The 26083-nt window shown below is 65.2% G+C and carries 20 protein-coding genes, 1 tRNA gene and 1 pseudogene; 13 read left to right on the top strand and 9 right to left on the bottom strand.

Annotation, left to right across the window (positions count from 1 at the left end):
• Positions 1 to 12: 12 nt before the first annotated feature.
• The 3 genes from rpsA to polA form a co-directional block, all read right to left on the bottom strand.
• Positions 13 to 1458: a 30S ribosomal protein S1 gene (gene rpsA, locus MJO58_RS12175; protein ID WP_090601705.1), complete on the bottom strand. Its 1446-nt coding sequence runs from the start codon at positions 1456 to 1458 to the stop codon at positions 13 to 15.
• A gap of 236 nt (positions 1459 to 1694) precedes the next feature.
• Positions 1695 to 2141: a DMT family transporter gene (locus MJO58_RS12170; protein WP_239722963.1), complete on the bottom strand. Its 447-nt coding sequence runs from the start codon at positions 2139 to 2141 to the stop codon at positions 1695 to 1697.
• Between the two features lie 27 nt (positions 2142 to 2168).
• Entirely contained in the window at positions 2169 to 4829 is a 2661-nt protein-coding gene (gene polA, locus MJO58_RS12165) for a DNA polymerase I (protein ID WP_239723248.1), read from the bottom strand.
• A gap of 146 nt (positions 4830 to 4975) precedes the next feature.
• Between polA and MJO58_RS12160 the strand changes: the two genes are divergently transcribed.
• A complete protein-coding gene (locus MJO58_RS12160; RefSeq protein ID WP_239722962.1) occupies positions 4976 to 5470 on the top strand; it encodes a Zn-ribbon domain-containing OB-fold protein in 495 nt (164 codons plus the stop codon).
• An 8-nt stretch (positions 5471 to 5478) separates the two neighbouring features.
• The gene (locus MJO58_RS12155) at positions 5479 to 6681 is read left to right on the top strand and encodes a lipid-transfer protein (RefSeq protein ID WP_090608904.1); all 1203 of its coding nucleotides are present in this window, start codon (positions 5479 to 5481) and stop codon (positions 6679 to 6681) included.
• A 102-nt stretch (positions 6682 to 6783) separates the two neighbouring features.
• Here the strand turns inward: MJO58_RS12155 and MJO58_RS12150 are convergent, their stop codons facing one another.
• Positions 6784 to 7410 carry an ANTAR domain-containing response regulator gene (locus MJO58_RS12150; protein WP_239722961.1) on the bottom strand — a complete coding sequence of 209 codons (627 nt, stop codon included), beginning with the start codon at positions 7408 to 7410 and terminating at the stop codon, positions 6784 to 6786.
• A gap of 112 nt (positions 7411 to 7522) precedes the next feature.
• Here MJO58_RS12150 and MJO58_RS12145 point away from each other — a divergent pair.
• From MJO58_RS12145 to cydC, 11 genes are all read left to right on the top strand, one after another.
• Positions 7523 to 7599, top strand: a tRNA-Leu gene (locus MJO58_RS12145).
• Between the two features lie 222 nt (positions 7600 to 7821).
• Positions 7822 to 8523, top strand: coding sequence for an alpha/beta fold hydrolase (locus MJO58_RS12140; protein WP_239722960.1), 702 nt, complete (start codon positions 7822 to 7824; stop codon positions 8521 to 8523).
• Between the two features lie 608 nt (positions 8524 to 9131).
• Positions 9132 to 9824 carry a hypothetical protein gene (locus MJO58_RS12135; protein WP_239722959.1) on the top strand — a complete coding sequence of 231 codons (693 nt, stop codon included), beginning with the start codon at positions 9132 to 9134 and terminating at the stop codon, positions 9822 to 9824.
• A 593-nt stretch (positions 9825 to 10417) separates the two neighbouring features.
• Positions 10418 to 13366 carry a lantibiotic dehydratase gene (locus tag MJO58_RS12130; protein WP_239722958.1) on the top strand — a complete coding sequence of 983 codons (2949 nt, stop codon included), beginning with the start codon at positions 10418 to 10420 and terminating at the stop codon, positions 13364 to 13366.
• Positions 13367 to 13879: 513 nt separating this feature from the next.
• Entirely contained in the window at positions 13880 to 14563 is a 684-nt protein-coding gene (locus MJO58_RS12125) for a hypothetical protein (protein WP_239722957.1), read from the top strand.
• 48 nt (positions 14564 to 14611) lie between these two features.
• On the top strand, positions 14612 to 15952 hold the full coding sequence (locus MJO58_RS12120; protein WP_239722956.1) for an adenylate/guanylate cyclase domain-containing protein: 1341 nt from the start codon (positions 14612 to 14614) through the stop codon (positions 15950 to 15952).
• Between the two features lie 23 nt (positions 15953 to 15975).
• The gene (locus tag MJO58_RS12115; RefSeq protein ID WP_239722955.1) at positions 15976 to 16575 is read left to right on the top strand and encodes an HdeD family acid-resistance protein; all 600 of its coding nucleotides are present in this window, start codon (positions 15976 to 15978) and stop codon (positions 16573 to 16575) included.
• 45 nt (positions 16576 to 16620) lie between these two features.
• A complete protein-coding gene (locus tag MJO58_RS12110) occupies positions 16621 to 18075 on the top strand; it encodes a cytochrome ubiquinol oxidase subunit I (protein ID WP_090601695.1) in 1455 nt (484 codons plus the stop codon).
• 19 nt (positions 18076 to 18094) lie between these two features.
• Positions 18095 to 19135 (top strand): cytochrome d ubiquinol oxidase subunit II, encoded by a 1041-nt coding sequence (gene cydB, locus MJO58_RS12105; protein WP_090601694.1) that lies wholly within the window; start codon positions 18095 to 18097, stop codon positions 19133 to 19135.
• Between the two features lie 80 nt (positions 19136 to 19215).
• Complete coding sequence (cydD, locus tag MJO58_RS12100) at positions 19216 to 20805, top strand: thiol reductant ABC exporter subunit CydD (protein ID WP_239722954.1); 1590 nt, start codon at positions 19216 to 19218, stop codon at positions 20803 to 20805.
• Positions 20792 to 22471 (top strand): thiol reductant ABC exporter subunit CydC, encoded by a 1680-nt coding sequence (gene cydC / locus MJO58_RS12095; protein ID WP_434086345.1) that lies wholly within the window; start codon positions 20792 to 20794, stop codon positions 22469 to 22471. The genes cydD and cydC overlap by 14 nt, the downstream gene beginning before the upstream one ends.
• Here cydC and MJO58_RS12090 read toward each other — a convergent pair.
• The 5 genes and pseudogenes from MJO58_RS12090 to MJO58_RS12070 all read right to left on the bottom strand — a co-directional run.
• Positions 22446 to 22727 (bottom strand): annotated as a pseudogene (locus MJO58_RS12090) (phosphatidylglycerol lysyltransferase domain-containing protein); the annotation flags it as partial. The gene cydC and the pseudogene MJO58_RS12090 overlap by 26 nt on opposite strands.
• 82 nt (positions 22728 to 22809) lie before the next feature.
• Positions 22810 to 23709, bottom strand: a complete 900-nt coding sequence (locus MJO58_RS12085) for an acyl-CoA thioesterase II (RefSeq protein WP_239722953.1) — start codon at positions 23707 to 23709, stop codon at positions 22810 to 22812.
• 15 nt (positions 23710 to 23724) lie between these two features.
• Positions 23725 to 25143 carry a pyruvate kinase gene (gene pyk / locus MJO58_RS12080; RefSeq protein ID WP_090608901.1) on the bottom strand — a complete coding sequence of 473 codons (1419 nt, stop codon included), beginning with the start codon at positions 25141 to 25143 and terminating at the stop codon, positions 23725 to 23727.
• Positions 25144 to 25248: 105 nt separating this feature from the next.
• A complete protein-coding gene (locus MJO58_RS12075) occupies positions 25249 to 25677 on the bottom strand; it encodes a DUF2752 domain-containing protein (RefSeq protein WP_239722952.1) in 429 nt (142 codons plus the stop codon).
• Positions 25667 to 26068, bottom strand: coding sequence for a TM2 domain-containing protein (locus tag MJO58_RS12070; protein ID WP_239722951.1), 402 nt, complete (start codon positions 26066 to 26068; stop codon positions 25667 to 25669). The genes MJO58_RS12075 and MJO58_RS12070 overlap by 11 nt, the downstream gene beginning before the upstream one ends.
• Positions 26069 to 26083: the final 15 nt, after the last annotated feature.

Below are 26083 nucleotides of genomic sequence, written 5' to 3'. Positions count from 1 at the left end.
CCGAGGCGAAGGTTAGGCGTTCCCGGCGAGCTTTTCGCGCAGCGCGGCCAGCTGAGCGTCGCTGGCGAGCGAGCCGCCCGCCTCCTTCGGCGAGGACGCCCCGTTGCCCGGCGTGTGATCGCTGTCGGCGTGCCCGGCGGCTTCGGCGGCGGCGAACTTCTCCATCTGCGCGGTGTGCATCTTGTGCCGGCGCTCGGCCTCGGCGTAGCGGGCCTCCCACTCGTTGCGCTGAGTGTCGAAGCCTTCCATCCACTCGTTGGTTTCGGAGTCGAAGCCCTCGGGGAAGATGTAGTTGCCCTGCTCGTCGTAGCTGTCGGCCATGCCGTACTTGGCGGGGTCGAACTCGTCGGTGTAGTCCTCGTTGGCCTGCTTGAGCGACAACGAGATTCGGCGACGCTCCAGGTCGATGTCGATGACCTTGACCATCGCGTCGTCGCCGACGGCCACCACCTGGTCGGGCACCTCGACGTGGCGCTCGGCCAGCTCCGAGATGTGCACCAGACCTTCGATGCCCTCCTCGACCCGCACGAACGCACCGAACGGCACCAGCTTGGTGACCTTGCCGGGAACGATCTGACCGATGGCGTGGGTGCGGGCGAAGTGGCGCCACGGGTCTTCCTGAGTCGCCTTGAGCGACAACGAAACCCGCTCGCGGTCCATGTCGACATCAAGCACCTCGACGGTGACCTCGTCGCCAACCTGGACCACCTCGGACGGGTGATCGATGTGCTTCCAAGACAATTCGGAAACGTGCACCAGACCGTCGACACCGCCGAGATCGACGAACGCGCCGAAGTTGACGATCGAGGAGACCACACCCTTACGGATGGTGCCCTTCTGCAGCTGGTTGAGGAACTCGCTGCGCACCTCGGACTGGGTCTGCTCCAGCCAGGCGCGCCGCGACAGCACCACGTTGTTGCGGTTCTTGTCCAGCTCGATGATCTTGGCTTCGATCTCCTTGCCGATGTAAGGCTGCAGATCGCGCACCCGGCGCATCTCGACCAGCGAGGCGGGCAGGAAGCCACGCAGCCCGATGTCGAGGATCAGGCCGCCCTTGACGACCTCGATGACGGTGCCCTTGACGGCCTCGTCCTTCTCCTTGAGCGCTTCGATGGTGCCCCAGGCGCGCTCGTACTGCGCGCGCTTCTTGGACAGGATCAGACGGCCTTCTTTGTCCTCCTTGGTGAGAACAAGGGCCTCGACCTCATCGCCGACGGTAACGACCTCGTTGGGGTCGACATCGTGCTTGATGGAGAGTTCGCGGGCGGGGATGACCCCTTCGGTCTTGTAGCCGATATCGAGGAGCACCTCGTCCCGGTCCACTTTGACGATCGTGCCTTCGACGATGTCGCCATCGTTGAAGTACTTGATCGTTTTGTCTATTGCGGCGAGAAAGTCCTCGCTCGAGCCAATGTCGTTGACGGCTACTTGCGGCGAGGTGACGGCGGGACTCGGCATATTGTTGGGGTGCTCCGGACAGGTTGGGTCGTAGGGATAAAACTGGGATTTAACTGATAAGGCTACTCGACAGGGCACACGCTGGACAAACTCGCCCGGCGCGCCACGTTCGCCACGCCCAATATTCGACCGCGGCACCCTCGCGCAACCCGGAATTTGAAGTCGATTGTTGTCATCATGCCGGCCCGAAAACGGCCGGGCCTGCGGCTGGGACGACCCGTGCGCCAATTCCCCGGTCAGAACTTGGCGATCAGCAACACTCCACCCACCAGGAGCACGCCGCCCAGGGCCCGCAGCAGCGTGATCGGGTGAGGATCCAGCCGCAACCAGCCAAAGTGGTCGAGAAGCAACGACATGACGAGCGCTGAGGTGACGGTGAAAGCCATGAAGGTGCCGGCTCCGACCCGGTTGACCAGTGTGAGGCCGGCGTAGACCTGGACCGCTCCGACCAGACCACCGATCACGGCCCACCACGGCATGGACGCGACGTCGCGAGCGGTGGGCAGCGGTTTCGGCATCAACAGGAACGCGGCGACGAAGAAAACGGTGATGACCGCGAACGAGATCGCGGACGCGAGCCACGGGTTGATCAGATGCTTGTAAAGCTGGCCATTCATGGCGGCTCCGCAAGTCTGAAGCGCTCCGCCCAGGATGATGAACGGGATGATCCAGGCGGCGTTCATGCCACTCCTTTTCGGCTAATCCGCGGCTTAGTGTGCTGCCGAGTCCCAGGACCGGCCGTAGCCGACGGAAACCTCGAGCGGGACGTCCAACGGGTAGGCGGAGCCCATCTTGTCGCGCGCCAGCTCCTCGACCTGTGCGCGCTCGCCGGGCGCGATCTCGAACAGCAATTCGTCGTGTACCTGCAACAGCATCCGGGATTTGAGCCCGGCAACCTTGATCGCCTTGTCGACCTCGATCATCGCCACCTTGATGATGTCGGCCGCGCTGCCCTGAATCGGCGCGTTGAGCGCCGCCCGTTCCGCGGCCTCGCGCACGTTGCGGTTGCTGCTGTCCAGCTCGGGCAGGTAGCGCCGGCGGCCGAACACCGTGGAGGTGTAGCCGTCCTTGCGGGCCTGTTCGACGACGTCACGCAGGTAGTCGCGGATGCCGCCGAATCGGGCGAAGTACTGGTCCATCTGCTCTTTGGCTTCTTCGGTGGAGATCTTGAGCTGGGCGGCCAATCCGTAGGCGCTCAACCCGTAGGCCAGCCCGTAGGACATCGCCTTGACCCGGCGGCGCAGCTCGGCGGTGACCTCCTCGATCGGCACCCCGAAGGCCCGAGAGGCGACGAACGAGTGCAGGTCTTCGCCGGTGTTGAACGCCTCGATCAGGCCTGCGTCCTGCGACAGATGCGCCATGATCCGCATCTCGATCTGGCTGTAGTCGGCGGTCATCAGCTCGGCATAACCGTCGCCGACCACGAACGCGTCGCGGATGCGGCGGCCGGCCTCGGTGCGGATCGGAATGTTCTGCAGATTGGGCTCGGTCGACGACAACCGGCCCGTCGCGGCAATGGTCTGGTTGAACGTGGTGTGGATTCGCCCGTCGGAGGCCACCGAATTCAGCAGCCCGTCGACGGTGACCTTGAGCCGGGTGGCGTCCCGGTGGGCCAGCAGATGCTGTAGGAACGGATGGCCGGTCTTGTCGAACAGCGACTGCAGGGCATCCGCGTCGGTGGTGTAGCCGGTCTTGGTGCGCTTGGTCTTCGGCATCCCCAGCTCGTCGAATAGCACCGTCTGCAACTGTTTTGGCGAGCCCAGGTTGATCTGCTTGCCAATCACCTGGTAGGCCGCCTCGGCCGCGTCGCGGATCTGGGCCGCGAAATCGCTTTGCAGCTCCGACAGTTTCGGCAGATCGACCGCGATGCCGACATGCTCGAGGTCCGCGAGCACCCGCTGCACCGGCAGCTCCATGCCACCCAGCAGCGACGTGGAGTTGATCCGGGCCAGCTCCTCGTCCAGTGCGTCGGCCAGGTCCAGCACCGCGACGGCGCGCAGGATCAGCGTCTGCACCGCTTGGTCGTCCACCCCGTCGGAATCGTCGAGAAGCGAAAGCTGTTGCTGCTCTGCGGTTTCGGCGCGCAGTTCGCGGCGCAGATAGCGCAGCGAAAGATCGTCGAGGGCAAAGCTGCGCTGTCCGGGCCGCACCAGGTAGGCCGCCAGCGCGGTATCGGAGGTGACGCCGGCCAGCGTCCAGCCCCGCCCGGCGAGGTCGTGCATCGCCAGTTTGGCCTCGTGCAGCGCCTTGGGCGGCCCGGGGTCGGCGAGCCAGGACGCCAGCGCCGCCTCGTCGTCGGGATCCAGCGACGAGGTGTCGATGTAGCGGCCCTCGCCGTCGGCGGACACGATGGCCAGCGCGGTGGCGTCGGCGTCGTAGGCCAGGTGAGTGCCGACGACGGCCAGACCGAATCGCTTGCCGGAGCTGTGTTCGGCCAGCCACACGGCAAGCTGACCGGCCTCCAGCGCACCGCCGCGCACGTCGAATCCCTCGTCCACTTCGGGGTCCACCGAGGCCAGGGTTTCGAACAGCCGATCGCGCAGCACGCGGAACTCGAGGTCGTCGAAGAGCCGGTGGATCTGGTCGCGATCCCACGGCAGCATCCGCAGCGTGTCCGGGGTTTGCGCCAGCGGCACGTCTTTGACGAGGTCGGTGAGCTCGCGGTTGCGGATAACGTTGGCCAGGTGGGCCCGCAGCGCGTCGCCGACCTTGCCGCGCACCGAGTCGACGTTGTCGACCAGACCCTGCAGCGACCCGTACTCGACGATCCACTTGGACGCGGTCTTCTCCCCCACACCGGGGATGCCGGGCAGGTTGTCGCTGGGATCGCCACGCAGCGCGGCGAAGTCGGGGTACTGCGCGGGCGTCAGCCCATACTTCTCGACGACCGCGTCCGGGGTGAAGCGGGTCAGTTCACTGACACCCTTGCGTGGGTAGAGCACCGTGACGTCGTCGCTGACCAGCTGCAGGGAGTCACGGTCGCCGGTGACCACCAGGACCCGGTAGCCCTCGTTCTCGGCCTGAGTGGCCAGCGTCGCGATCAGGTCGTCGGCTTCGAATCCGGGCTCGGCGAGCACCGTAATGCCCAGGGCGCCCAACACTTCCTTGGTGATGTCGATCTGGCCGCGGAACTCGTCGGGCGTTTCCGACCGGCCGGCCTTGTACTCCGGGTAGCGCTCCAGCCGGAACGTCTGGCGCGAGACGTCGAACGCCGCCGCGATGTGCGTCGGGGCCTCGTCGCGCAGCAGGTTGATCAGCATGGCGGTGAAGCCGTAGACCGCGTTGGTGGTCAGCCCGCCGCGGGTCTTGAAGTTCTCCGCGGGCAGCGCGTAGAACGCCCGAAACGCCAGCGAATTGCCGTCCAGCAACATCAGTGTCGGCTTGGTCTGATCCTGGCTGGGAATTGTGGTCGCGACGGGCACGGCTCTCACTCTAGGCACCCGCTATGACGAGCCAACCGCCCCGGCAGAACTGCAACACGTTTCAGTTTTGTCGGTGAGCTGGGTAGTCTGGCCGAGTGCCAGAGGTCACCAGTCAAGAAGCCGCGATCGACGGATGGTTCGCCACCGACGACGCCGGAAAGCCCCATCTGATCGGTAGCAAGTGCCCGGCGTGCGGCACTTACGTTTTCCCGCCCCGCGAGAACAACTGCCCGAACCCGGCGTGCGCCAGCGACACCCTGGAGCCTGTCGCGTTGTCGACCCGGGGAACGCTGTGGAGCTACACCGAAAACCGCTATCCGCCGCCCGCGCCCTACCCCGCCGCGGACCCGTTCGAGCCGTTCGCGATCGCCGCGGTGGAGCTGGCCGACGAGGGAATCATCGTGCTGGGCAAGGTGATCGAGGGCACGCTGGCCGCCGACCTGAAGGTCGGCATGCAGATGGAACTGACCACCATGCCGCTGTTCACCGACGACGACGGTGTGCAACGCATCGTGCACGCTTGGAGGCGCGCCGGCGACAATAAACAGAGCAGTGCGATCGGAAAAGGGTCGGAGGAGCGGCGCAAATGACAAGCGTCATGACTGCACCCGAACCGCTGTACATCCTCGGCGCGGGGATGCACCCATGGGGCAAATGGGGTCGCGACTTCACCGAATACGGCGTCGTCGCGGCGCGCGCCGCGCTTGCCGAAGCCGGCCTGGACTGGCAACAGATCCAACTGGTCGCCGGCGCCGACACCATCCGCAACGGCTACCCGGGCTTCATCGCGGGGTCGACGTTCGCACAGAAGCTCGGCTGGAACGGGGTTCCCGTCAGCTCCAGCTACGCCGCCTGCGCGAGCGGTTCGCAGGCGCTGCAGAGCGCCCGGGCCCACATCCTGGCCGGCTTCTGCGACGTCGCGCTGGTGATCGGTGCCGACACCACGCCGAAGGGGGCGTTCGCCCCGGTCGGCGGGGAACGCAAGAACGACCCCGACTGGCAGCGGTTTCACCTGATCGGCGCGATGAACCCGGTGTACTTCGCGCTGCTCGCGCGCCGGCGGATGGACCTGTACGGGGCGACCTCGGAGGACTTCGCTCAGGTGAAGGTCAAGAACTCCCAGCACGGCCTGCAGAACCCGAATGCCCGCTACCGCAAGGAATCTTCGGTCGAGGACGTGCTGGCCAGCCCGGTGGTCTCGGACCCGCTGCGCCAGCTCGACATCTGCGCCACCTCCGACGGCGCCGCGGCACTGATCGTGGCCAGCGCCGACTTCGCCCGCAAGCACCTCGGCTCGCTCGACGGCGTGCCCTCGGTGCGTGCGGTTAGCACGGTGACGCCGCAGTACCCGCAGCACCTGCCCGAATTGCCGGACATCGCAACGGATTCCACCGCGGTGGTGCCGGGGCCGGAGCGGGTGTTCAAGGACCAGATCCTCGACGCGGCCTACGCCGAAGCGGGTATCGGGCCCGAGGACGTGAGCCTGGCCGAGGTCTACGACCTGTCGACCGCGCTCGAGCTCGACTGGTACGAGCACCTGGGATTGTGCCCCAAGGGTGAGGCCGAGCAGCTGCTGCGCAGCGGCGCGACCGCCATCGGTGGCAAGGTTCCGGTCAACCCGTCCGGCGGTCTGGCGTGCTTCGGTGAGGCCATCCCGGCCCAGGCGATCGCTCAGGTCTGCGAGCTGACCTGGCAGCTGCGTGGTCAGGCCACCGGCCGGCAGGTGGAGAACGCCACGGTCGGCGTCACCGCGAACCAGGGCCTGTTCGGCCACGGCTCGTCGGTAATCGTCGCCCGCTAGGGCTCTCAGCTGCTGCGCGCGTCGAGTGTGCGCTCACGGCGGCCCGCCCCGGCATGTCGTCGCCCTGATCCCGCACTCATCGCCGTCCCGCACACTCGATGGTTAGCCGGACTCCTCGTCGGATTCGCCGCTAAGAGTTTCCAGCACGACTTCGGCCACCCGCTTCATCGTGGTCCGGCGATCCATGGCGGCACGCTGAATCCACTTGAACGCCTCGGGCTCGGTCATGCCCTGCTTGGACTGCAGCAGGCCCTTGGCGCGTTCGACGACCTTGCGGGTCTCCAGCCGGTCGGACAGCGTCGCCACTTCGCGTTCCAGCTCGGTGATCTCGCTGAAGCGACTGACGGCGAGCTCGATGGCCGGGATCAGATCGCTGATCGTGAACGGCTTCACCAGGTATGCCATCGCCCCGGCATCGCGCGCCCGTTCGACGAGATCGCGCTGGCTGAACGCGGTCAGCACCACGATCGGCGCGATACGTTTGCTGGCTATCTCGGACGCGGCGTCGATGCCGTCCCGACGCGGCATCTTCACGTCCATGATCACGAGGTCGGGCTTATGCAGCTCGGCCAACTCGACGGCTTCCTGGCCGTCGCCGGCCTCGCCGACGATGTCGTAGCCCTCCTCTCGCAGCATCTCGGCCAAGTCCATGCGGATCAGCGCTTCGTCTTCCGCGATCAGGACCCGGCGCGGCACAGCGGCGTCGGTGTCGGTCGTGGGGCCTGTCATGACGGACATTGTCTCGTGGATCGCGACGACCAGCGACATCGGGGGCGGTGAGAGCGGACGACCGCACCGATCCTCTATGGTGGGAGGCCGCTTAAGTTAATACGCCGGACACGCCCTCGTATCCCAACTGGCAGAGGAAACGGATTCAAAACCCGTCCAGTGTGAGTTCGAATCTCACCGAGGGCACCACCATATCGCCTGGTACCGGGCATTGCAGCTGTCCGAACACTCGTTCTAGAGGCCGTTCGCCCCGGCGTCACCCCGGCGCGCGGGCGGGCTACCTACCGCCGTAGCTAACTCGGCCGAGGCCGACCGGGAAGGCCCCGAAGGTAGGGGCCAATGGGGTCGGTAGTCCGCCGATAACCTAGACGATTCGCTTGCCGGAAGGGACGCCGACCCTATGCTCAGCGCGTGACGACTTTTGCCTTGATACACGGGGCATGGCATGGCGCGTGGTGTTGGGAACGGCTGACTCGACTCCTGCAGCAGGCTGGTCAAGACGTGGTTGCCATGGACTTGCCTATAGATGACAATTCGGCGAGCTTCGACACTTACGCCGATCTTGTATGTGCTGCCATCGACGACTGTGGTGGCGATTTGGTGCTCGTCGGGCACTCGTATGGTGGGCACATTATTCCGCTCGTCGCGGCTCGCCGCCCTGTCCGACATCTGGTCTACTTATGCGCCTATATTCCGGACGTCGGGCGAAGCTTCATGGACCAACTCGTTGACGAGCCTGTGATGCTCTTGCCGGAGTGTTATGGCGCGCTGGAGTCCGATAAGCAATCGCGGATGGTTTGGAGCGACCTTGAAGCTGCTCGGGCGTTGATGTACGCGGATTGCGACGAATCGAGTGTGGAGGCCGCTATCAAGCGCCTTCGCCCACAATCGGCCTACGCGACAACGTTGCCCTTCTCACTGCCTGAGTTTCCCACTGTGAGTTGTACTTCCATCATCTGCAGCGAAGATCGCCTCCTCGGCGGCGAGTGGGCAAAGCTGGTCGCGCGAGACAGGCTAGGCGCCAAACTAGTCGAGCTTCCTGGTAGTCATTCGCCGTTTCTTTCAAGACCGCAGGCCCTCGCTGAGGCGTTGCTGGCAATAGCCACCACGTAGTCCGCTGACAACAAAGCGGCTCGTTTTGGGCGCTCGGCGCTTATCAGTGGCGGGCAATCGACCCGGAAGGCCCCCGAAGGGAGTAGGGCCAACCGGGTCGGCAAGCGGCTGGGCGGCGTCTACGTCACGTCGTTACTAGCTCTGTCGCGCGCACATGCCTGTCGACGCGCCTTCTCGTCGCGCTCCCATTGATCCTTGCGGGACAACCGGGCGTTGATCGTCAATGAGTCGGGCATCGCGGCGGCGATCTGGCAAGCTGGTTAAGCCAGTGACTACCGCCTCGCTCCGACCCGCCGTATGCTTCCCAACATGGGGGCAGATCAGCTAAAAGTGCCTTCCGACCAGCTTGTTCGGGGGGCAAACCAATGGCAGGCATTGAGTGCAGGGTTGACCGTCACGCCACCGTCACCGGGGCAGCAATTTCAACCCACCGCTGCGGCGATTAGCGCGATCGACGCGGCGATCGCGGCGGCTACGGCCGCGTGCGCGGCTCGCATCCAAGACACCGCGGCTAGGGTCATTTCAGCGGCCGCTGGCTACGCCAATGAAGATGCGACCGGGCAAGCCCAGATCGCAGGCGTGGCGCCATCGGTACAGATTGCGTGACGATGGTTTTGACGCTGTCGCAGCTGCAGAACTGGGACACTGACCATTTGATCAACGCCGCCACCTACTGGACGAACACTGCCAACCGGTGGCAAGACACCTTCACCCAAGTCAACAATCAATCGCATGCGCTGGAGTGGGAAGGCCAGGGCGGTGACGCTTTGCGCACCCGAACGGGAGGCGACCTGGCCACGGTGAGCGCCAAAGCCGACACACTACGGAGTGTGGCCCAGGTTGCGCGTACCAGTGCCGGCAACATTGCCGCGGCTAAGCGACAGGCTCTGTATGCGGTCGAAGATGCCCAGAACGCGGAATTCACTGTGGAAGAGGACCTTTCGGTCACCGACAGGTACTACTACACCGATCCGGTGGAGCGGGCCGCCCGGCAAGCTGAGGCCGACGAGTTGGCCACGGTTATTTATCAGCGCGCCACCGCACTGCTGAATGCAGAAACACAGGCGTCGGCACAGCTGTCCAGCGCGGCCGGCGCCTTGAACGTTCCCGCTGCAGGCCCCGACGAGTTCGATCTAGACACGCAGTATATTCGCCCGGCGGGCCTTACGGCTCCCGCCCCCGCATCAGGTTATGAGTGCGTAGCCGGGGTTACCGCAGTCACGATGACGGTCGTTCAAGTCACGCAGACAAAAACGTGGTGGACGCAACCGGGAGGATCTAATGGGAAGCATTGCAAGTAATGGGGTCCGTCAATGCGCACCGCGATGATTCAGGGTAGATCGTAACCATGCTCAAAGATTGGTGGTTTGAGTACTGGTGGATCGTAGCATCGCTCTTATATGTCATTCTGCTAGCTATTTCTATTATAGTTTTAAGCCGCCGTGGAACAGGCGCAAGAACGTGGCCTAAAATTGCGCTGGGAATCAACTGCGTGATCATTCTGCTAATTCCTTTAATGCACCGGCCCGGAAGCTACATCAACGCGGTACTCGTCGTGTTCAACCTTTTGCTCTTATTCAGGAGTTCCCTCAGATCTGAGTCAGCGCCCGGCCCGAGAATCGATGGACTACAGGGCCCCCGATCCGACCGGCAGTGATGCCGGTTGCCATTTCCAGGTAGCAAACCTCAACAGTTAAGGAGCGGGTTTCGGATATGCCCGCTGCGCTGATGACAGGTAGTACCTGACTATGTTGAAGAGTTGGCAGATTAAACATTGGTCAACATTGCCACACTACGTGATTATTGCTTATTCCGGCCATACGCCCGGCTGGCGAATATGTCCGGTCGACTGTATCGGCTTTCGTGATCGCGCTCGTTCACGGATGAAACTTTAATGACCGATCACCCTCGCCAGAATCCGCCCTCGTACATGCGTTCACTCAGCGACAGCGTGATCATCCGGTGTTCGCTAGGGACGGTCGCCGAATATCCCGATGACCCTGGTGAGTGGGGTGACCGCGATGCCATCGCCCGGCTTTGGTCGGGTGACATCATCCGGGAGGCGGTGCTGCTTGCCAGCCCGGTGCTGGCGGCCGAGGTTGACAAGCTGCTGTCGTCGCCGGGTACGGGCACACCGGAGAAGAAGCGCAAGCGCCTGCACAAGAGCCTGCTGAAGTACGCGCTGCGACTCAGCACCAGGTGTACACCGTTCGGCATGTTCGCGGGCGTGGCGGTGCTGCCGGTCGGCGACGGGGAACCGATGCTCGGGAAGTCACACATCCGCCACGTCAGGGCAGCGGGCGCGGTGACCAGGCGGCTCGTGGAAGAGATGCGGGCGATGCCTCAGGCGCGGCTGCACCCCAACCCGGCGCTGATCGAAAGAGCCGACCGGCTGGTCGTGACCGTCATGCGTGGCATCGACGAGACCCACACCCTCGCCTCGATCAGGGCGACCGGGCCGGCCCGGCTGGCCATCGACGCCGCTACCGGAACCGCGGCACGGCTAGACATCGAGCGGCGGGTCGCCGTGGCCTATCCCGCCGCCGGCTCGCTGAAAGTCCAGAAGCTCGTTGACGACTTGCTGCAGGCCGAGGTGCTGTTGTGCGAGGCGGAGCACTCTGCATTCGATGCCGACCCCTTGGCGCGCGTGCCCGGCGCCGCCGAGATGCGGGCTGCCCTCGCGCGGTATGCCGAAGCGTCTGACCCGGTCGGCGACGGCAGCCTCGACTCGCTGCTGCAGCTGTGTTCAGCAGAGGACACCCAGCGCGATGTCCACGTCGATGTGGAACTCGATGCGTCGGGGAAGGTGTCCGAGTCGGTCGTCGACGCGGCCTGCGATGCCATGACGTCCCTGGCCGCGACGATGGCGCACTTGCCGGCCACCCCCGCGCTCGATGAGTTCAGCGCCGCTTTCCTGGAGCGATACGGCAATACGCGGGTGCCGTTCCTGACCGCGGTCGACGAGGAACTCGGGATCGGCTACCCGAGGACCTACGAGACTGTCGCCCCTCCCGCCCGCGCCGCGGACGACGACCCCGCTGCCGACCGGCGTCGAGACCTGATCGCCCGCCTTTTGCGACGGGCGGCGTCCGGCGTCGTGGAGCTCACCGACACCGACCTGGCGAGCTTCCCGGCGCCCGAAGGCATGCCCGGCAGCTTCGATCTCATCCTTGGACTCCACCGCGAGCCGGCGGGTCTGCGGGCAACGATCAACGGAATCGGCTTCCCGGGCGGATCCGCTGCCGGACGCTTCACCGCCGTCATTCCCCGGGTGCGGGAACACGCGCAGCGCTGCGTCGATGTCGACACCGCCTGGTGGTCCAACAACACCGGCGGCCGGGGAATCCTGTGCGGAGTCGACTACATCGCAGGCACCGACTCCATCAACGAGGTCGCCGCGACCGCGCCGTTGTACTCGGTGACACTCGCGGTCAATGCGCGTCCGCACCTCCCGAGCGGCCCGGTCCTCACCCTTGCCGACGTCTACCTCGGTCATGCGGACGGGCGCGTTCGGACGGTCCTGGCCGACGGCACACCGGCGAGCGTGCGCCAGCTCAACATGGCCACGACCCGCGCTTCTGCCAAAGCCATCCGGCTACTGCGGGAAATCTCCGATGCCGGGATCCGGCTGCCGTTCTGGTCCTGGGGCGAGGCCGAGGCGATCTTGAACCATCTCCCGGCAGTCCGATACCGGGGCGTCACTCTGGCCGAGGAGCGATGGCGCTACCCGGAGGCCGCCGACCGAACCCAGGTTGCGCTGCGGGACTGGCTCGCCGATACCGGCGTCAGCCGGTATATCCGCATCGGCCCGCACGACAACCAGCTGCACCTCGACACGAAACATCCGGCGCACCTCGAGCTGCTGCTCGACGAAATCAGTGCTGGCAACCGGTGGTTGTTCCGCGCACCGGGGCCCGATCAGATGGGTGTCGTGCGGGACGACCGGGCGGCAGCGCACCCGGCCGAGGTGGTGGTCACCGTCGTCGCCCCGGGAACGTCGCGCGTCGAGCCCGACCTGACCAACTACCCTCTGCACGACCCCGCCGACGACGAGCACCGGCTGCTGGCGCCGGGCGGCGAGTGGACCGCGTTCACCATCTCCGCTGCCCGCGGCTCCCACGACCGCACCCTGCTGGCATTCGCAGACGCCTTCCCGGAGCTCGCCGGCGCCTGGTACTTCGTACGCTACCGAGAAAACGACCGAGACCAGCTACGCATGCGCGTGCAACGCCCAATTGTCGAGCTTAGCGACGTCCTGGCCTGGATGGCCGAGGCTCGCCTGGCCGGGCGCATCGGCGACTACACGATCCCCGTGTACCACCGTGAACTGGAACGGTACGGCGGAACCCGAAGCTTTCCGTGCTACGAACGGCTATTTTGTCTGGAGACCGCGCAGATCGTTGCCATGCTGCCGATCGTCGACCCCAACTCACCGACCCCGGCCATCTCCGCTCCGCTCATCAGGCCAGGCGTCGAGGCCGCGGCCGGTGTCCTGACCCAATGGCTCGACGGCCTCGACCCGAGCCGGGCGCACGCCGGTGAGGTGATCGACGTCGCCGTCGAGAATTACAGCCGAGAGCTGGGCACGGCGGTACACAAAATCAAAACCGGGCTGCGCAAACAACATCCGCGCATCAAGGCGGACAACGACCTGGGCGCCGTCCTGCGCGCGTTCTGGGCCGACCCGGCCCAGCGCGACGCGGTGATGACGCCCGACGTGCTGCAAAGCGCGAGCCACCTGCTGTGCGTCCGGCTCGGTCTGCAGCGCCACGAGGAGTTCGCCGCCATTTGGATGGTCAAGACCGAACGAAATCGCCGCGAGCGGAGCACTACCCAACCCTGACAACAAACCCACCCGCCGGGCGCCCCATCCAACTGGCCTGCGCGAGCTTCACCGCTATTATTTCCGCCGACTCAAGACGAGCCGCCTGTTGCGTTCGCGCAACGCCGAAATAACACCGCAATCCCAAATGCGACACGGTTGATTCGCGACACGTTTTTCACTTGTTCAACAGACGTACAGTAAGCACGCTTTACCCCGTTCACCCAGAATGGAGTTCGTCGTGTCGCGTTTCAGCAAACTGTTCGTTGCCATCGTTATCGTGCTGACCCCGCTCACCACTTCGGGATGCGGAAGCTTCTGCATTCCCGGCGGTTCCTGCATCAGCATCTAAGTGGCTCGGCTCTATCCACCCCTCCACGGAGGGGTGGATAGTCATTTCACGGGCAGCTAGTGGACAACTGAGATCGCTTGTCCACCAATATATTCGGTGAAAATCCGGGCTACGCACGCCGACCTCAGTAGTATTCGGGCATGCCGTGACAAGCGGCGCCTTCTCGTGCGGGAGGTGGTGGCGTGAACCTGCGACGCGATCGACAGGAACCGTTGTCGGACATCGTCATTGAACTGGACGAGCCCGCCGACCTGTTCGCCGTCGACGAGCGGGCCCTGCTATCCGGCGCGCACCGAATCGACAGCGGCATGGACGAACTCGTCGAGCTGATGTTGGCCCAGAAAAGACATTCCAATGTTCAGCGCATCGTTTTGGATATCACCGGCGAATGCTCCGAAGAACTGGCAGCGACCCTGGAGTCGTCGGTCCGCCGCTACTGCGCTTTGGCAGTGCGCCGGGCCGATCGGCAGCATGACCTGATCTGGCGCCAGGGCATGCGGTCACTCATCAGCGGCTCGGTGCTCTTCGTTGCGGGCATCGCGCTGTCGTACATCTTTACTCGCCCGATGGTGGGTGAGCTCGCCGGTGAACTGCTCGGCAACGGCGTGTTCCTCGTGGTGGCGTGGGTTGGCCTGTGGTACCCCCTGGATGTGCTGTTCATCGCGAGAGAGCAGGCAAAGCGCGAGTCGCGGGTGTTCGCCATGATGCTGGCCATGCCGGTCGTGGTCCGAACCCATGCCGGAACGGTGCCCGTCGAGCACCTGCCCGGGTTCACCCCATCCGGCGGACGGCGGACCACTCGCCTCCGTGACACGCACATCCATTTGCGCGGGGCGCCGCCGACCGGGAGTCCCGGCCCGAGTTAGCCCACCGCGGCGTTGGGGAATGTCCTGGCCAACGGTTACTCTTTGAAAGTGGTGGCTAGAAAATGTGGTGCCCCACCCAGTCGGCCGGATGACTCGGCACGCCCGGACTGTAAAGCGGCGGTGCGGGCCAAGAATCGCGCCCGCAACGATCACTACGCCGACAGCCACGACCGCCGCGCCCGGGTGCTCAATATCAACGCCATGATGGCGGTGGTCATCAGCCTGCTCTTCGGGATCCTGGGCATCTGGGCCGGAACTTTCGCCCAGCGAACCCAGGTGATCACCCTCATCGCGGCGATGATCTTCCTGACCGTCCCGTGGCTGCATCGCTTCGGGGAATTGGTTGCGCCCCTTACCTACATCGTCTCGGCGTATCTCGTCATCTTCTTCATCTGCCTGGAGGTCGGCACCGGCTCCGGCGTCCAGTACTACTTCATCGCCAACGCGAGCCTGGTTGTGCTGCAGCTCGGCATCGAGCGCATCGGCCTGGCCGCGCTGCTGGCAGCCATCGGCGCCGGGCTGGTGATCGCCCTGCAGTTCCTCGTCCCCCGCTCGACCGGGCTCGAACAGCCCTGGGCCGAACGGACGAGCTTTATCATCACGACCATCTCGGCCTGCACGATGGCGGTGGTGACGGTGTGGTTCGCGCTGCGCGATACCAAACGCGCCGAAGACGTCATGGAGTCCGAACACGAGCGCTCGGAAGCCCTGCTGGCCAACATGTTGCCGGCCAGCGTCGCCGACCGGCTCAAAGAACCCGAGCGCGACGTCATCGCCGACCGATACGAGGAGGCCTCGGTGCTGTTCGCCGACATGGTCGGCTTCACCGAGCGCGCCAGCTCGACCGCACCGTGCGACCTCGTCAAGTTCCTGGACCGCGTCTACAGCGCTTTCGACGAACTGGTGGACAAACACGGGCTGGAGAAGATCAAAGTCAGCGGAGACTCCTACATGGTGGTTAGCGGGGTCCCGCGACCCAGGCCCGACCACTTGCACGCACTGGCCGACTTTGCCCTCGACATGGTCGCCACCGCGGCGAAAATCCAAGACGCACAGGGTGACTCGGTGCCGATGCGCGTCGGCTTCGCGACGGGCACCGTGGTCGCGGGCGTCGTGGGATCGCGACGCTTCTTCTACGACGTGTGGGGCGACGCGGTCAATGTCGCGGCCCGGATGGAATCGACGGACTCGGTGGGACAGATTCAAGTGCCCGAGGACGTGTACGAGCGCCTGAAGGACGAGTTCGTGCTGCGCGAGCGTGGCCGGATCGAGGTCAAAGGTAAAGGCGTGATGCACACCTGGTACCTGATCGGCCGCAAGCCGGCAGCCGCCGAACCCGGAGACATGCCCGCCGAGGAACCCCGAACGACGCACGACGCCACGGTCTAAAGCCCCTATTTTCGCTTGCGCGGTTGTGCCACAGTGAGCCTATGCAGCCCACCGAAGTTCCAAGCATGTTGCCGCATCTGTGGAAATCCACGCTGGTATCGGGAGTCCTGACGCTGATCGTCGGTGTCCTGGTGCTGGCGTGGCCGGGGATATCCGTCCTGGCCGCCGCGATCGCCTTCGGTGTCTATCTGCTGATTACCGGTGTCGCACAAGTCGTATTCGCTTTCAGCCTGCATGTTTCGGCGGGCAGTCGCATCCTGCTGTTCATCAGCGGTGCCGCATCGTTGATCCTGGCCGTGCTGGCATTTCGCCACTTCGGCCAGGGGTATGCGGTCCTGTTGCTAGCCATCTGGATTGGCATCGGATTCGTCTTCCGTGGTGTGGCCACAACGGTTTCCGCGATCAGCGATCCGACGCTGCCGGGACGCGGCTGGTCGATTTTCGTCGGCGCCATCACCCTGATAGCGGGCGTTGTCGTGCTCGCCTATCCCTTCGCATCGATCATCACGCTGGCGATCGTTGTCGGCATATGGCTGGCCGTCATCGGCGTCTTCGAAGTGATCGCGTCCTTCGGAATCCGCAAGGCCTCCAAAGAACTCGGGAATGGCGCGGGAAGCGTTTAACTACTACACTGCGTCGTAGAACGCTGCAGTCACGGGAGATGACGGATGAATGTCGTCGACATTTCGCGGTGGCAGTTCGGTATCACCACCGTCTACCACTTCATCTTTGTGCCGCTCACGATCGGCCTGGCCCCATTGGTCGCCGTCATGCAGACCGTGTGGGTGGCGACCGGTAATACCGCCTGGTATCGCCTGACCAAGTTCTTCGGCAAGCTGCTCCTGATCAACTTCGCGATCGGGGTGGCGACCGGGATTGTGCAGGAGTTCCAGTTCGGCATGAACTGGAGCGAATACTCGCGGTTCGTCGGCGACATCTTCGGCGCCCCACTCGCGATGGAAGGCCTGGCCGCCTTCTTCTTCGAATCCACCTTCCTCGGCTTGTGGATCTTCGGCTGGAGCAGGTTGCCGCGACTCGTGCACCTGGCCTGCATCTGGATCGTCGCGATCGCCGTCAACGTGTCCGCGTTCTTCATCATCTCGGCGAACTCGTTCATGCAGCATCCGGTTGGCGCGCACTACAACCCGGCGACCAAGCGCGCCGAGATGGACAGCATCGGGGCGTTCCTCAGCAATAACACCGCCCGTGCGGCGTTTTCACACGCGGTCAACGGCTCGTTGCTGACCGCCGCCACCTTCGTCGCCGCGGTGAGCGCCTGGTGGCTGATTCGCGCGCAAAAGACAGGGAACGTGGATCTCGGCAAAGTGTTTCGTCCGGCGGCGATCCTCGGGTGTTGGGTGGCACTGTTCGCCACCGTCGGGCTGTTCTTCACCGGCGACCAGCAGGGCAAGCTGATGTTCCAGCAGCAGCCGATGAAAATGGCATCGGCGGAATCGTTATGCAACACCGAAACCGATCCGGACTTCTCTATCCTGACGGTCGGTTCGCACAACAACTGCGACAGCATCACCCGCGTGATCCAGGTGCCCTACGTCCTGCCGTTCCTCGCCGAGAGCAAATTCACCGGTGTGACGTTGCAGGGCGTACGCGACATCCAACAGGACGATCAACGCAAGTTCGGGCCAAATGACTACCGGCCCAACCTATTCGTCACCTATTGGTCGTTCCGCATGATGATCGGCTTGATGGCGATCCCGGTGCTGTTCGCGCTCGCCACCTTGTGGTTGACCCGCGGCGGCCGCACCCCCACCCAATCGTGGTACTCCTGGTTCGCGCTACTGACCATCCCGACTCCGTTCCTGGCCAACAGCGCCGGATGGGTCTTCACCGAAATGGGCCGCCAGCCATGGCTTGTGGCGCCGAATCCGACCGGCGACCAGCAGGTCCGGCTGACGGTCAGCCAAGGCGTGTCGGATCACGCGGCCGGCATGGTCGTCACCTCGCTGGTGCTGTTCACCCTTGTCTACGCGGTGCTCGCGGTCATCTGGTTCTGGCTGCTGAAGCGCTACGTCGCCGAGGGTCCGATGGAACACGATGCGGAACCCGCACCGCCAAAAGTACCCGGCGACGACGAAGTGGCCCCGTTGTCGTTCGCCTACTGACCCGGGAAGGAGTTAACCAATGGCGCTGCAAGAGTTATGGTTCGGCATCATCGCCGTATTGTTCCTGGGCTTCTTCATCCTGGAGGGCTTCGACTTTGGCGTGGGCATGCTGATGGAACCCTTCGGTCGCGCCGGCACCGGCGACAGGGAGAACCACCGACGCGCCGCGCTAAACACCATCGGCCCGGTATGGGACGGCAACGAGGTCTGGCTACTCACCGCCGGCGCCGGGATGTTCGCCGCCTTCCCCGGCTGGTACGCGAGCGTGTTCTCCACGCTCTATTTACCGTTGCTCGCGATCCTGTTCGGCATGATCGTGCGTGCTGTGGCCATCGAATGGCGCGGCAAGATCGACGACACGAAATGGCGCGCCCTGGCCGATTTCGCCATCGCGGCCGGGTCCTGGCTGCCCGCGGTGCTGTGGGGTGTGGCGTTCGCCATCCTGGTGCGCGGCCTGCCGGTGGACGCCAACGGTCACATTCATCTCTCCATCGGCGACGTGCTCAACGCCTACACGCTACTGGGCGGTCTGGCCACCGCCGGGCTGTTCTTGTTCTACGGCGCGGTGTTCGTCGCGTTGAAGACGTCCGGCACGATCCGCGACGACGCGCACCGATTCGCCAAGCAGCTATCGCTTCCGGTTACGGGACTCGTTGGCGCCTTTGGGCTTTGGACACAGCTGGCGCATGGCAAGACCTGGACCTGGCTGGTGCTGGCCGTGGCAGTCGTCGCACAGCTGGCCGCCGTGGCGTTGGTGTGGCGCCGCGCCTCCGACGGCTGGGCGTTCGCCAGCACAGCAGTGGTCGTTGCGGCCGTGGTGATTCTGTTGTTCGGCGTGCTGTATCCCGATTTGGTGCCCTCCACGCTGAACAAGCAGTGGAGCCTGACGATCTACAACTCGTCGTCGACGCCCTACACGCTCAAGATCATGACGTGGGTGACCGCATTCTTCGCCCCGCTGACGGTCGTGTACCAGGCGTGGACGTATTGGGTCTTCCGGCAACGGATCTCGACTGACCGGATACCCCCGTCGATCGGCCTGGCAAGGCGCCCGTCCTGAGCACACGCAATTCCCGGGCGCCCCTGGACCCGCGACTGTGGCGGGCATCGATCGCGTTACGTCGCTACCTGGCCGCCACGGTGAGCTGCGGAGTGGTGATCGCCGGCTGCGCGATCGGCTCGGCGATCGTGCTGGCCGGCATCGTCGCGGGCATCATCGCCGATCCCTTGGCTCGTGATCTGCGGGGCTGGCTGGGACCGCTGTCAATCCTGTTGACGCTGTGGGTCGTCCGCACAGTGACACAGTGGTTGCAGACGCGCCTGGGCCAGCGCGGCGCCAGCGCGGTGATCGCCGATCTCAACGATCAGGTGCTGACGGCGGTCACCGCCCGGCCACCCACCGAAATCGACGCGCAGCGGGATGCGGCCGCGGTTGTGGTAACCCGCGGCCTGGACGGCTTACGTCCTTATTTCACCGGCTATCTGCCCACACTGCTGCTTGCCGCGATCCTGACTCCGGCGACCGTGGCCGTGATCGCGCTCTACGACCTGAAATCCACGGTGATCGTGGTGATCACGCTGCCGCTGATACCGATTTTCATGGTGTTGATCGGGCTCGCGACAGCGGAACGATCAGCGGCCGCGCTGGCCGCCATGACGACACTGCAGGGCCGGCTGCTGGACCTGATCGCGGGTATCCCCACGCTGCGGGCGTTGGGCCGCGCGTCGGGCCCCGAACATCGCATCGCTGAACTCGCTGCGGCCCATCGACGCTCGGCGATGGCGACGCTGCGGATCGCATTCCTGTCCGCGCTGGTGCTCGAATTGCTGGCCACCTTGGGCGTCGCGCTGATCGCGGTCGGTATCGGTCTGCGCCTGGTGTTCGGCGAGATGACCCTGACCACCGGATTGACCGTGCTGCTGCTGGCTCCCGACGTGTACTGGCCGCTGCGCCGCATCGGCGTGGAATTCCATGCCGCTCAAGACGGTCGGGCCGCGGCCAACGAGGCGTTCGCGCTGATCGGCGAACACACCGTGGCCGCGCGGCGCGACCGAACGGTCGTCGCGAGTGGAACGGAGATCCGGCTGGAGCAGCTCAGTGTGGCCGGCCGCGACGGCAATTCGCCCTGCGAGTTGACCGGGGCGATCCCGCCGGGTCGTGTGACGGTCCTAACCGGCCGCAACGGCGCCGGCAAGAGCACCACGCTGCAGGCGATCGCGGGACTCACGGTGCCGTCGTCCGGTCGAGTCCTGGTCGACGGGGTCGACGTGGCGGAGTTGGAACAGAGCGCGTGGTGGCGACATGTGTCCTGGCTGCCGCAGCGCCCGGTGCTGGTCCCCGGCACGGTCCGCGACAACCTAGCCCTGTTCGGCGAGTTGGATGACCTCGAAACTGCTTGTGCCGCATCAGGCTTCGATGCCGTTCTGGCCGAGCTGCCGGACGGGCTGGAGACCACGCTGGGACGCGACGGCGCCGGGTTATCGCTGGGACAGCGCCAGCGGCTGGGCCTGGCCCGCGCGTTCGGGTCGTCGGCTTCGGTGCTGCTACTGGATGAGCCCACCGCCCATTTGGACGCCGACACCGAGCAGCGGGTACTGCGGGCCATCGTGGAGCGGGCGCGCTCCGGGGCGACGGTCGTGGTCGTGGGCCACCGGCAACCCGTCGTGGCAATCGGTGACCACGTGGTCGAGGTGGTTTCGGACAGCGAGGTGCGTTGTGCGCGAGTCTGATCCGCTGGTTGCGGCGTCGAGCCTGCTGCAGCCGCGGCTGCCCCGCATCCTGGCCGCCATCGCGTTGGGAGTGCTGTCGCTGGGCAGCGCGCTGGCCTTGGCCGGCGTTTCGGCATGGCTCATCACGCGGGCCTGGCAGATGCCGCCCATCCTCGACTTGTCCGTCGCGGTCGTCGCGGTGCGCTTGTTCGCGATCTCGCGGGGCGTGCTGCACTACTGTGAGCGACTGGCCACGCACAACACCGCGCTGCGCGCGGCCGGCGCTGCGCGGTCGCAGATCTATCACCGGCTGGCGCACGGACCGGCCGCGGTGGCTGTTCGGCTGCACAGCGGTGAACTGGTGGCCCGCGTCGGCGCCGATGTGGACGAACTCGCCGACGTCCTGGTGCGGGCCGTTGTCCCGATCGGCGTCGCATCCGTGTTGGCGGTGGCGGCAACGGTCGCGGTCGCGGTCATCTCGCCGGCGGCGGGCACGGTGCTGGCGATCTGCCTGTTGATCACCGGCGTGGTGGCTCCCCTGCTGGCGGGCAGGGCGGCGGCTACCCAGGAAGAGGTTGCCCGCCAACAGCATTCCGAGCGTGACACGGCGGCGATGACCGCCCTCGAGCACGCCCCCGAGCTCCGCGTCGCCGGCGCCCTGTCCGACGTCATCGCGGAATCGCATCGTCGCCAGCTCCGCTGGAGTGATGCGCTGGACGCGGCCGCCAGGCCGGCCGCGGTGGCCGAGGCCATGCCCACCGCCGCGATCGGAGCCAGCGTGCTCGGCGCGGTCGTGGCCGGGATCGGGCTGGCACACGCGGTCGCCCCTACCACATTGGCCGTCTTGATGTTGTTGCCCCTGTCCGCATTCGAGGCGATGACTCCCCTACCGAGGGCCGCTATTCAGCTGACGCGTTCACGAATCGCCGCGCGACGTCTGCTCGATCTGGCGCCGACGGTCCAGGACGCCGAATCCGAATCTCCTGCGCCGACACCAATACCGGTCGGCACCGCGAGGTTGTCGGCCGACCTGCGATTCGGCCACCCGCAGGCTTTCTCACACCCGGTGACCGTCGACCTCGAGCCGGGCGCACGGCTGGCCGTCACCGGCGCCAGTGGCGCCGGGAAGACGACACTGCTGATGACACTCGCGGGCCTGGTGCCGCCATTGCACGGCCACGCAATGTTGAACGGTACGGACCTGAGCCGGTTCGACGAGCACGAATTGCCCAGTGCAGTGTGCTTTTTCGCGGAGGACGCGCACATCTTTGCCACCACGGTTCGAGACAACCTCTTGGTCGCCCGCGGCGACTGCGGCGACGACGAACTGGCGGCAGCACTGAGTTCGGTTGGCCTCGGTGACTGGCTCGCGCGTCTGCCCGAGGGGCTGTCGACGGTGCTGATCGGCGGCGCGCACGCGATCTCGGCGGGTCAGCGCAGACGGCTGCTGCTGGCCCGGGCAATGCTATCGCCGGCTCGTATCGTGCTGCTCGACGAGCCCACCGAACATCTCGACGCGCTCGACGCCGAACGGGTCTTGACGGACTTGCTGACCTCGTCGTCCGGGCTGATGAGCAGTGAGCGGACGGTGGTGGTGGCCACTCACCACCTGCCCGCGGCGGTGCGCTGTGCCGAGCTGCACATCGGCCAAGAGCCTGTACTCAGAGGTGACGTCGGCGTGGCGTGAATTCCAGTGCCAGCAAGACGAACACCAGCGGCACCAGCTGTGTCAGCGATACCAGCGCCTAACGTCGGGCGCCCAGCGCATGGAACTTGCGCACGTATCGATACAACGACTCGAGAGCGATCAACGCGTCGAGCAGATGGATCAACCAGTAGAAAACTCGCTCCAACCGGCCGCGATCCGTGTCGTCGAAGATCTCCGGAAACGCCGCGAAAGATAACGAAACACGTTGTGCACCAGCCTCTTTAGCAGCTCGAATATCCGGCTTATCCGACGGCACGCTCGATTACGTTCCCGCAGAATCGAATTCGAACCGCGGTTGGGTAACTATTCGATAACCGTTAGCGGCCCGAGGGCGGAAAGTATTTCAGCACGCCTTCTTGGGTCACGGTCGCGACGATTTGGCCGGTGCCGTCGAAGAAATGGCCGGTGCCCAGCCCGCGGGAATCCGCGGCCACCGGCGACGATGTCGAATACAGCACCCAGTCGTTGAAGTCGACCTGCCGGTGAAACCACACCGTATGGTTGGCCGACGCTGCGAAAATGCGGTCGAAGCCCCACGACAGGCCGTGGGTGGTGATCACCGAATCCAGCACTGTGGTGTCCGAGGAGTACACCATCGTCGCGGTGTGCAGCACCGGGTCGTCGGGTACTTTGCCGAGCGCCTTGAGCCACACCCGGTTGTGCGGCAGCCGCTCCCCCTTGTCCCGCATCACCCACGCCGGATCGTTGGTGTAGCGCCATTCGATCGGCTGCAGCGCGTTGACGAAGTGCGGGACGGTCTCCTCGTAGCCGCGCAACAGCTCACCGAGCGGCGGCTGAGCGAGGGCCTCGCCCACCTGAGGCGGTTCGACGGCGTGCTCTAGGCCGCGGCCGCCGGACATGTAGGCGATCATCGCCGAGGACAACAGTGTGCCGTTCTGCACAGCGTCGACGCGCCGGTTGGCAAAGCGCCGCTCGTCGCGCAACCGGGAGACGTGGAATTCGATGTCCTTGGTCGTGTCGCCGCCGTTGACGAAATGCACCGACAGCGCGCTGGGCGGCAGATCGTCCCGGAGCAGGCTGCGGCTGCTCGCAACGAACGATTGCGCCATCAGCTGCCCGCCGAAGGTCCGCATGGGGTTCTTGCTGGGATGAGACCCGACGAACAGCTCGTCATCAACGCGATTGAGGTCTAGGACCGCCAGCAGTTCTTGAAAATCAGACGAAAATTCGGTATTCGGCTGATTGCCGGCCGGCACGGGCTCTCCTTGCGCTTAGAGGTCGTCCTCGCCGATCCGGTGGACGTGGATCAGGTTGGTTGACCCTACTGTGCCAGGCGGCGCACCAGCGACGATCACCACCAGGTCGCCCCGCTTGTAACGGCCCAGATCAATCAGCGACTTGTCCGCTTGGCGGATCATCTCGTCCGTGGATTCCATGATCGGAACGAGGAACGTCTCGGTACCCCAGGTCATGGCCAGCTGGCTGCGCACCTCGGGCCACGCCGTGAACGCGAGCAGCGGCAGCGGGGTGTGCAGCCGCGCCAGCCGTTTCACCGTGTCTCCGGACTGGGTGAAGGCGACCAGCGCCTTGGCGTCGAGCCGTTCGCCGATGTCGCGGGCGGCATACGAGATCACCCCGCGTTTGGTGCGCGGCACGTGGGTCAACGGCGGTGCCGCGGTGGAATTGTCCTCAACCGCGCAGATGATTCGTGCCATCGTCCGGACGGCTGCCAGCGGGAACTTACCGACGGAGGTCTCCCCGGACAACATCACCGCATCGGCGCCGTCGAGCACGGCGTTGGCGACGTCGGAGGCCTCGGCGCGGGTCGGCCGCGAATTCTCGATCATCGACTCGAGCATCTGAGTCGCCACGATGACCGGTTTTGCGTTCTCTCGGGCCATCTGAATGGCCCGCTTCTGCACCAGCGGCACCTCTTCCAGCGGCAGCTCGACGCCCAGGTCGCCGCGGGCCACCATGATGGCGTCGAACGCCAGCACGATCGCTTCCAGGTTGTCGACGGCTTCCGGCTTCTCCAGCTTGGCGATCACCGGCACTCGCCGGCCGATCCTATCCATCACCTCATGCACCAGCTCGACGTCCGCCGGCGAGCGCACGAACGACAGCGCGATCAGGTCGACGCCCAGGTCCAGCGCGAACGTGAGGTCGTCAATGTCCTTGTCCGACAACGCCGGTGCGGTCACGTTCATCCCCGGCAGCGACATGCCCTTGTTGTTGCTGACGGGTCCACCCTCGGTCACAGTGCAGATCACGTCGTCGCCATCGATACCTGCAACGACGAGCCCGACCTTGCCGTCATCGACCAGAACCCGGTCACCGGGCACGGCGTCCTGGGCCAGCCTCTTATAGGTCGTCGACACTCGGTCGTGGGTGCCGTCGCAATCCTCGACCGTGATCCGGATCGTTTCCCCGTCGGCCCAGTAGGTCGAACCGGTGGCGAAGCGCCCGAGCCTGATCTTTGGGCCTTGCAGGTCGGCGAGCACACCGACGGCGCGCCCGGTGGCATCCGAGGCGGCACGGACCCGCTCGTATGCGGCTTTATGGTCGGCGTAGTCGCCGTGGCTGAAGTTCATTCGGGCGACGTCCATTCCGGCTTCGACCAGCGCCAGAATCAACTCATCCGTTTGGGTTGCAGGGCCAAGGGTGCAGACGATCTTTCCGCGTCTACTCACGCCGATCAGCTTAGTCGTGCCGTGGGCTGTCGGGGTGACCCAACGGTAGCCGCGCTGAGCCATCGGAAAATCGTCCCGACGGGTTGCCCTGCGATTTGTGGCCGACTACCCACTGAGCATCGTCGGAACCAGCGGAAACCCCGGCATATTGCGCAGCACCGTCCACGCGATCGCCGCGACCGTGATCGTGATCACCGCCACTATCGGTAGTGCGCGCCGGCCCTGCCGCCACCGCACCAGCAGCCATACGGCCAAGGTCGGGAGGCCGACGAGCAGAAAAGCGTTGTCGTAGATGCCGGCCGCCAGATGGCCGTGCAGCAGGTCATGGGTCATCCGAAGCCCGCCGCAGAAGGGGCAGTTCCAGCCGGTGAGCCACTTGAACGGGCAGAGCGGGTACGCCGAATTCGCGTTGTGCGGGTCGACGGATCCGACGTAACCGAGCGCCCCGGCGAACAGGACGCCGGTACCGGCAGCGATGTAGCGGCCGTGGCGGTGACGATGGGCTCCCGTGCGGGAGGCCGAGTCAGGTTCCATCGCGCAGTGGTCGGCCCTGGGGATCGTTGACCTTGTCGGTCAGGATCAAGATTGCGTCGATGATGCTCCAGAGCAGACCGACTCCGCAGGTGAGCAAGCCGACGAGTAGTTGCGCGATACCCAGTCCGACGTCGCCGATGTAGAAGCGGCCGATGCCGCCGATGCCGACCAGGCTGAGCAGCTGCAGCAGACCGGCGATGGTTTTCGACTTGTCCGAATACGGCAGCCCCGTCACCGGGTGGCGGCCGTAGGGTGCCGACGGGTCGTATCCGACGGGGCCGGGATACGGCGGGTATTGCGGATATGGCGGTGGATATCCCGACGGCTGCGGTGGTGGTGCGCCGGGGTCCGGGGCTGTGCTCCACGACGGTTCGGTCACGGTGTTCAGCATGCCAGATGAACTGGG

It is taken from the genome of Mycobacterium lentiflavum, assembly GCF_022374895.2.
GTDB lineage: Bacteria > Actinomycetota > Actinomycetes > Mycobacteriales > Mycobacteriaceae > Mycobacterium > Mycobacterium lentiflavum.
This window is presented reverse-complemented; position numbering and strand designations above follow the sequence as displayed.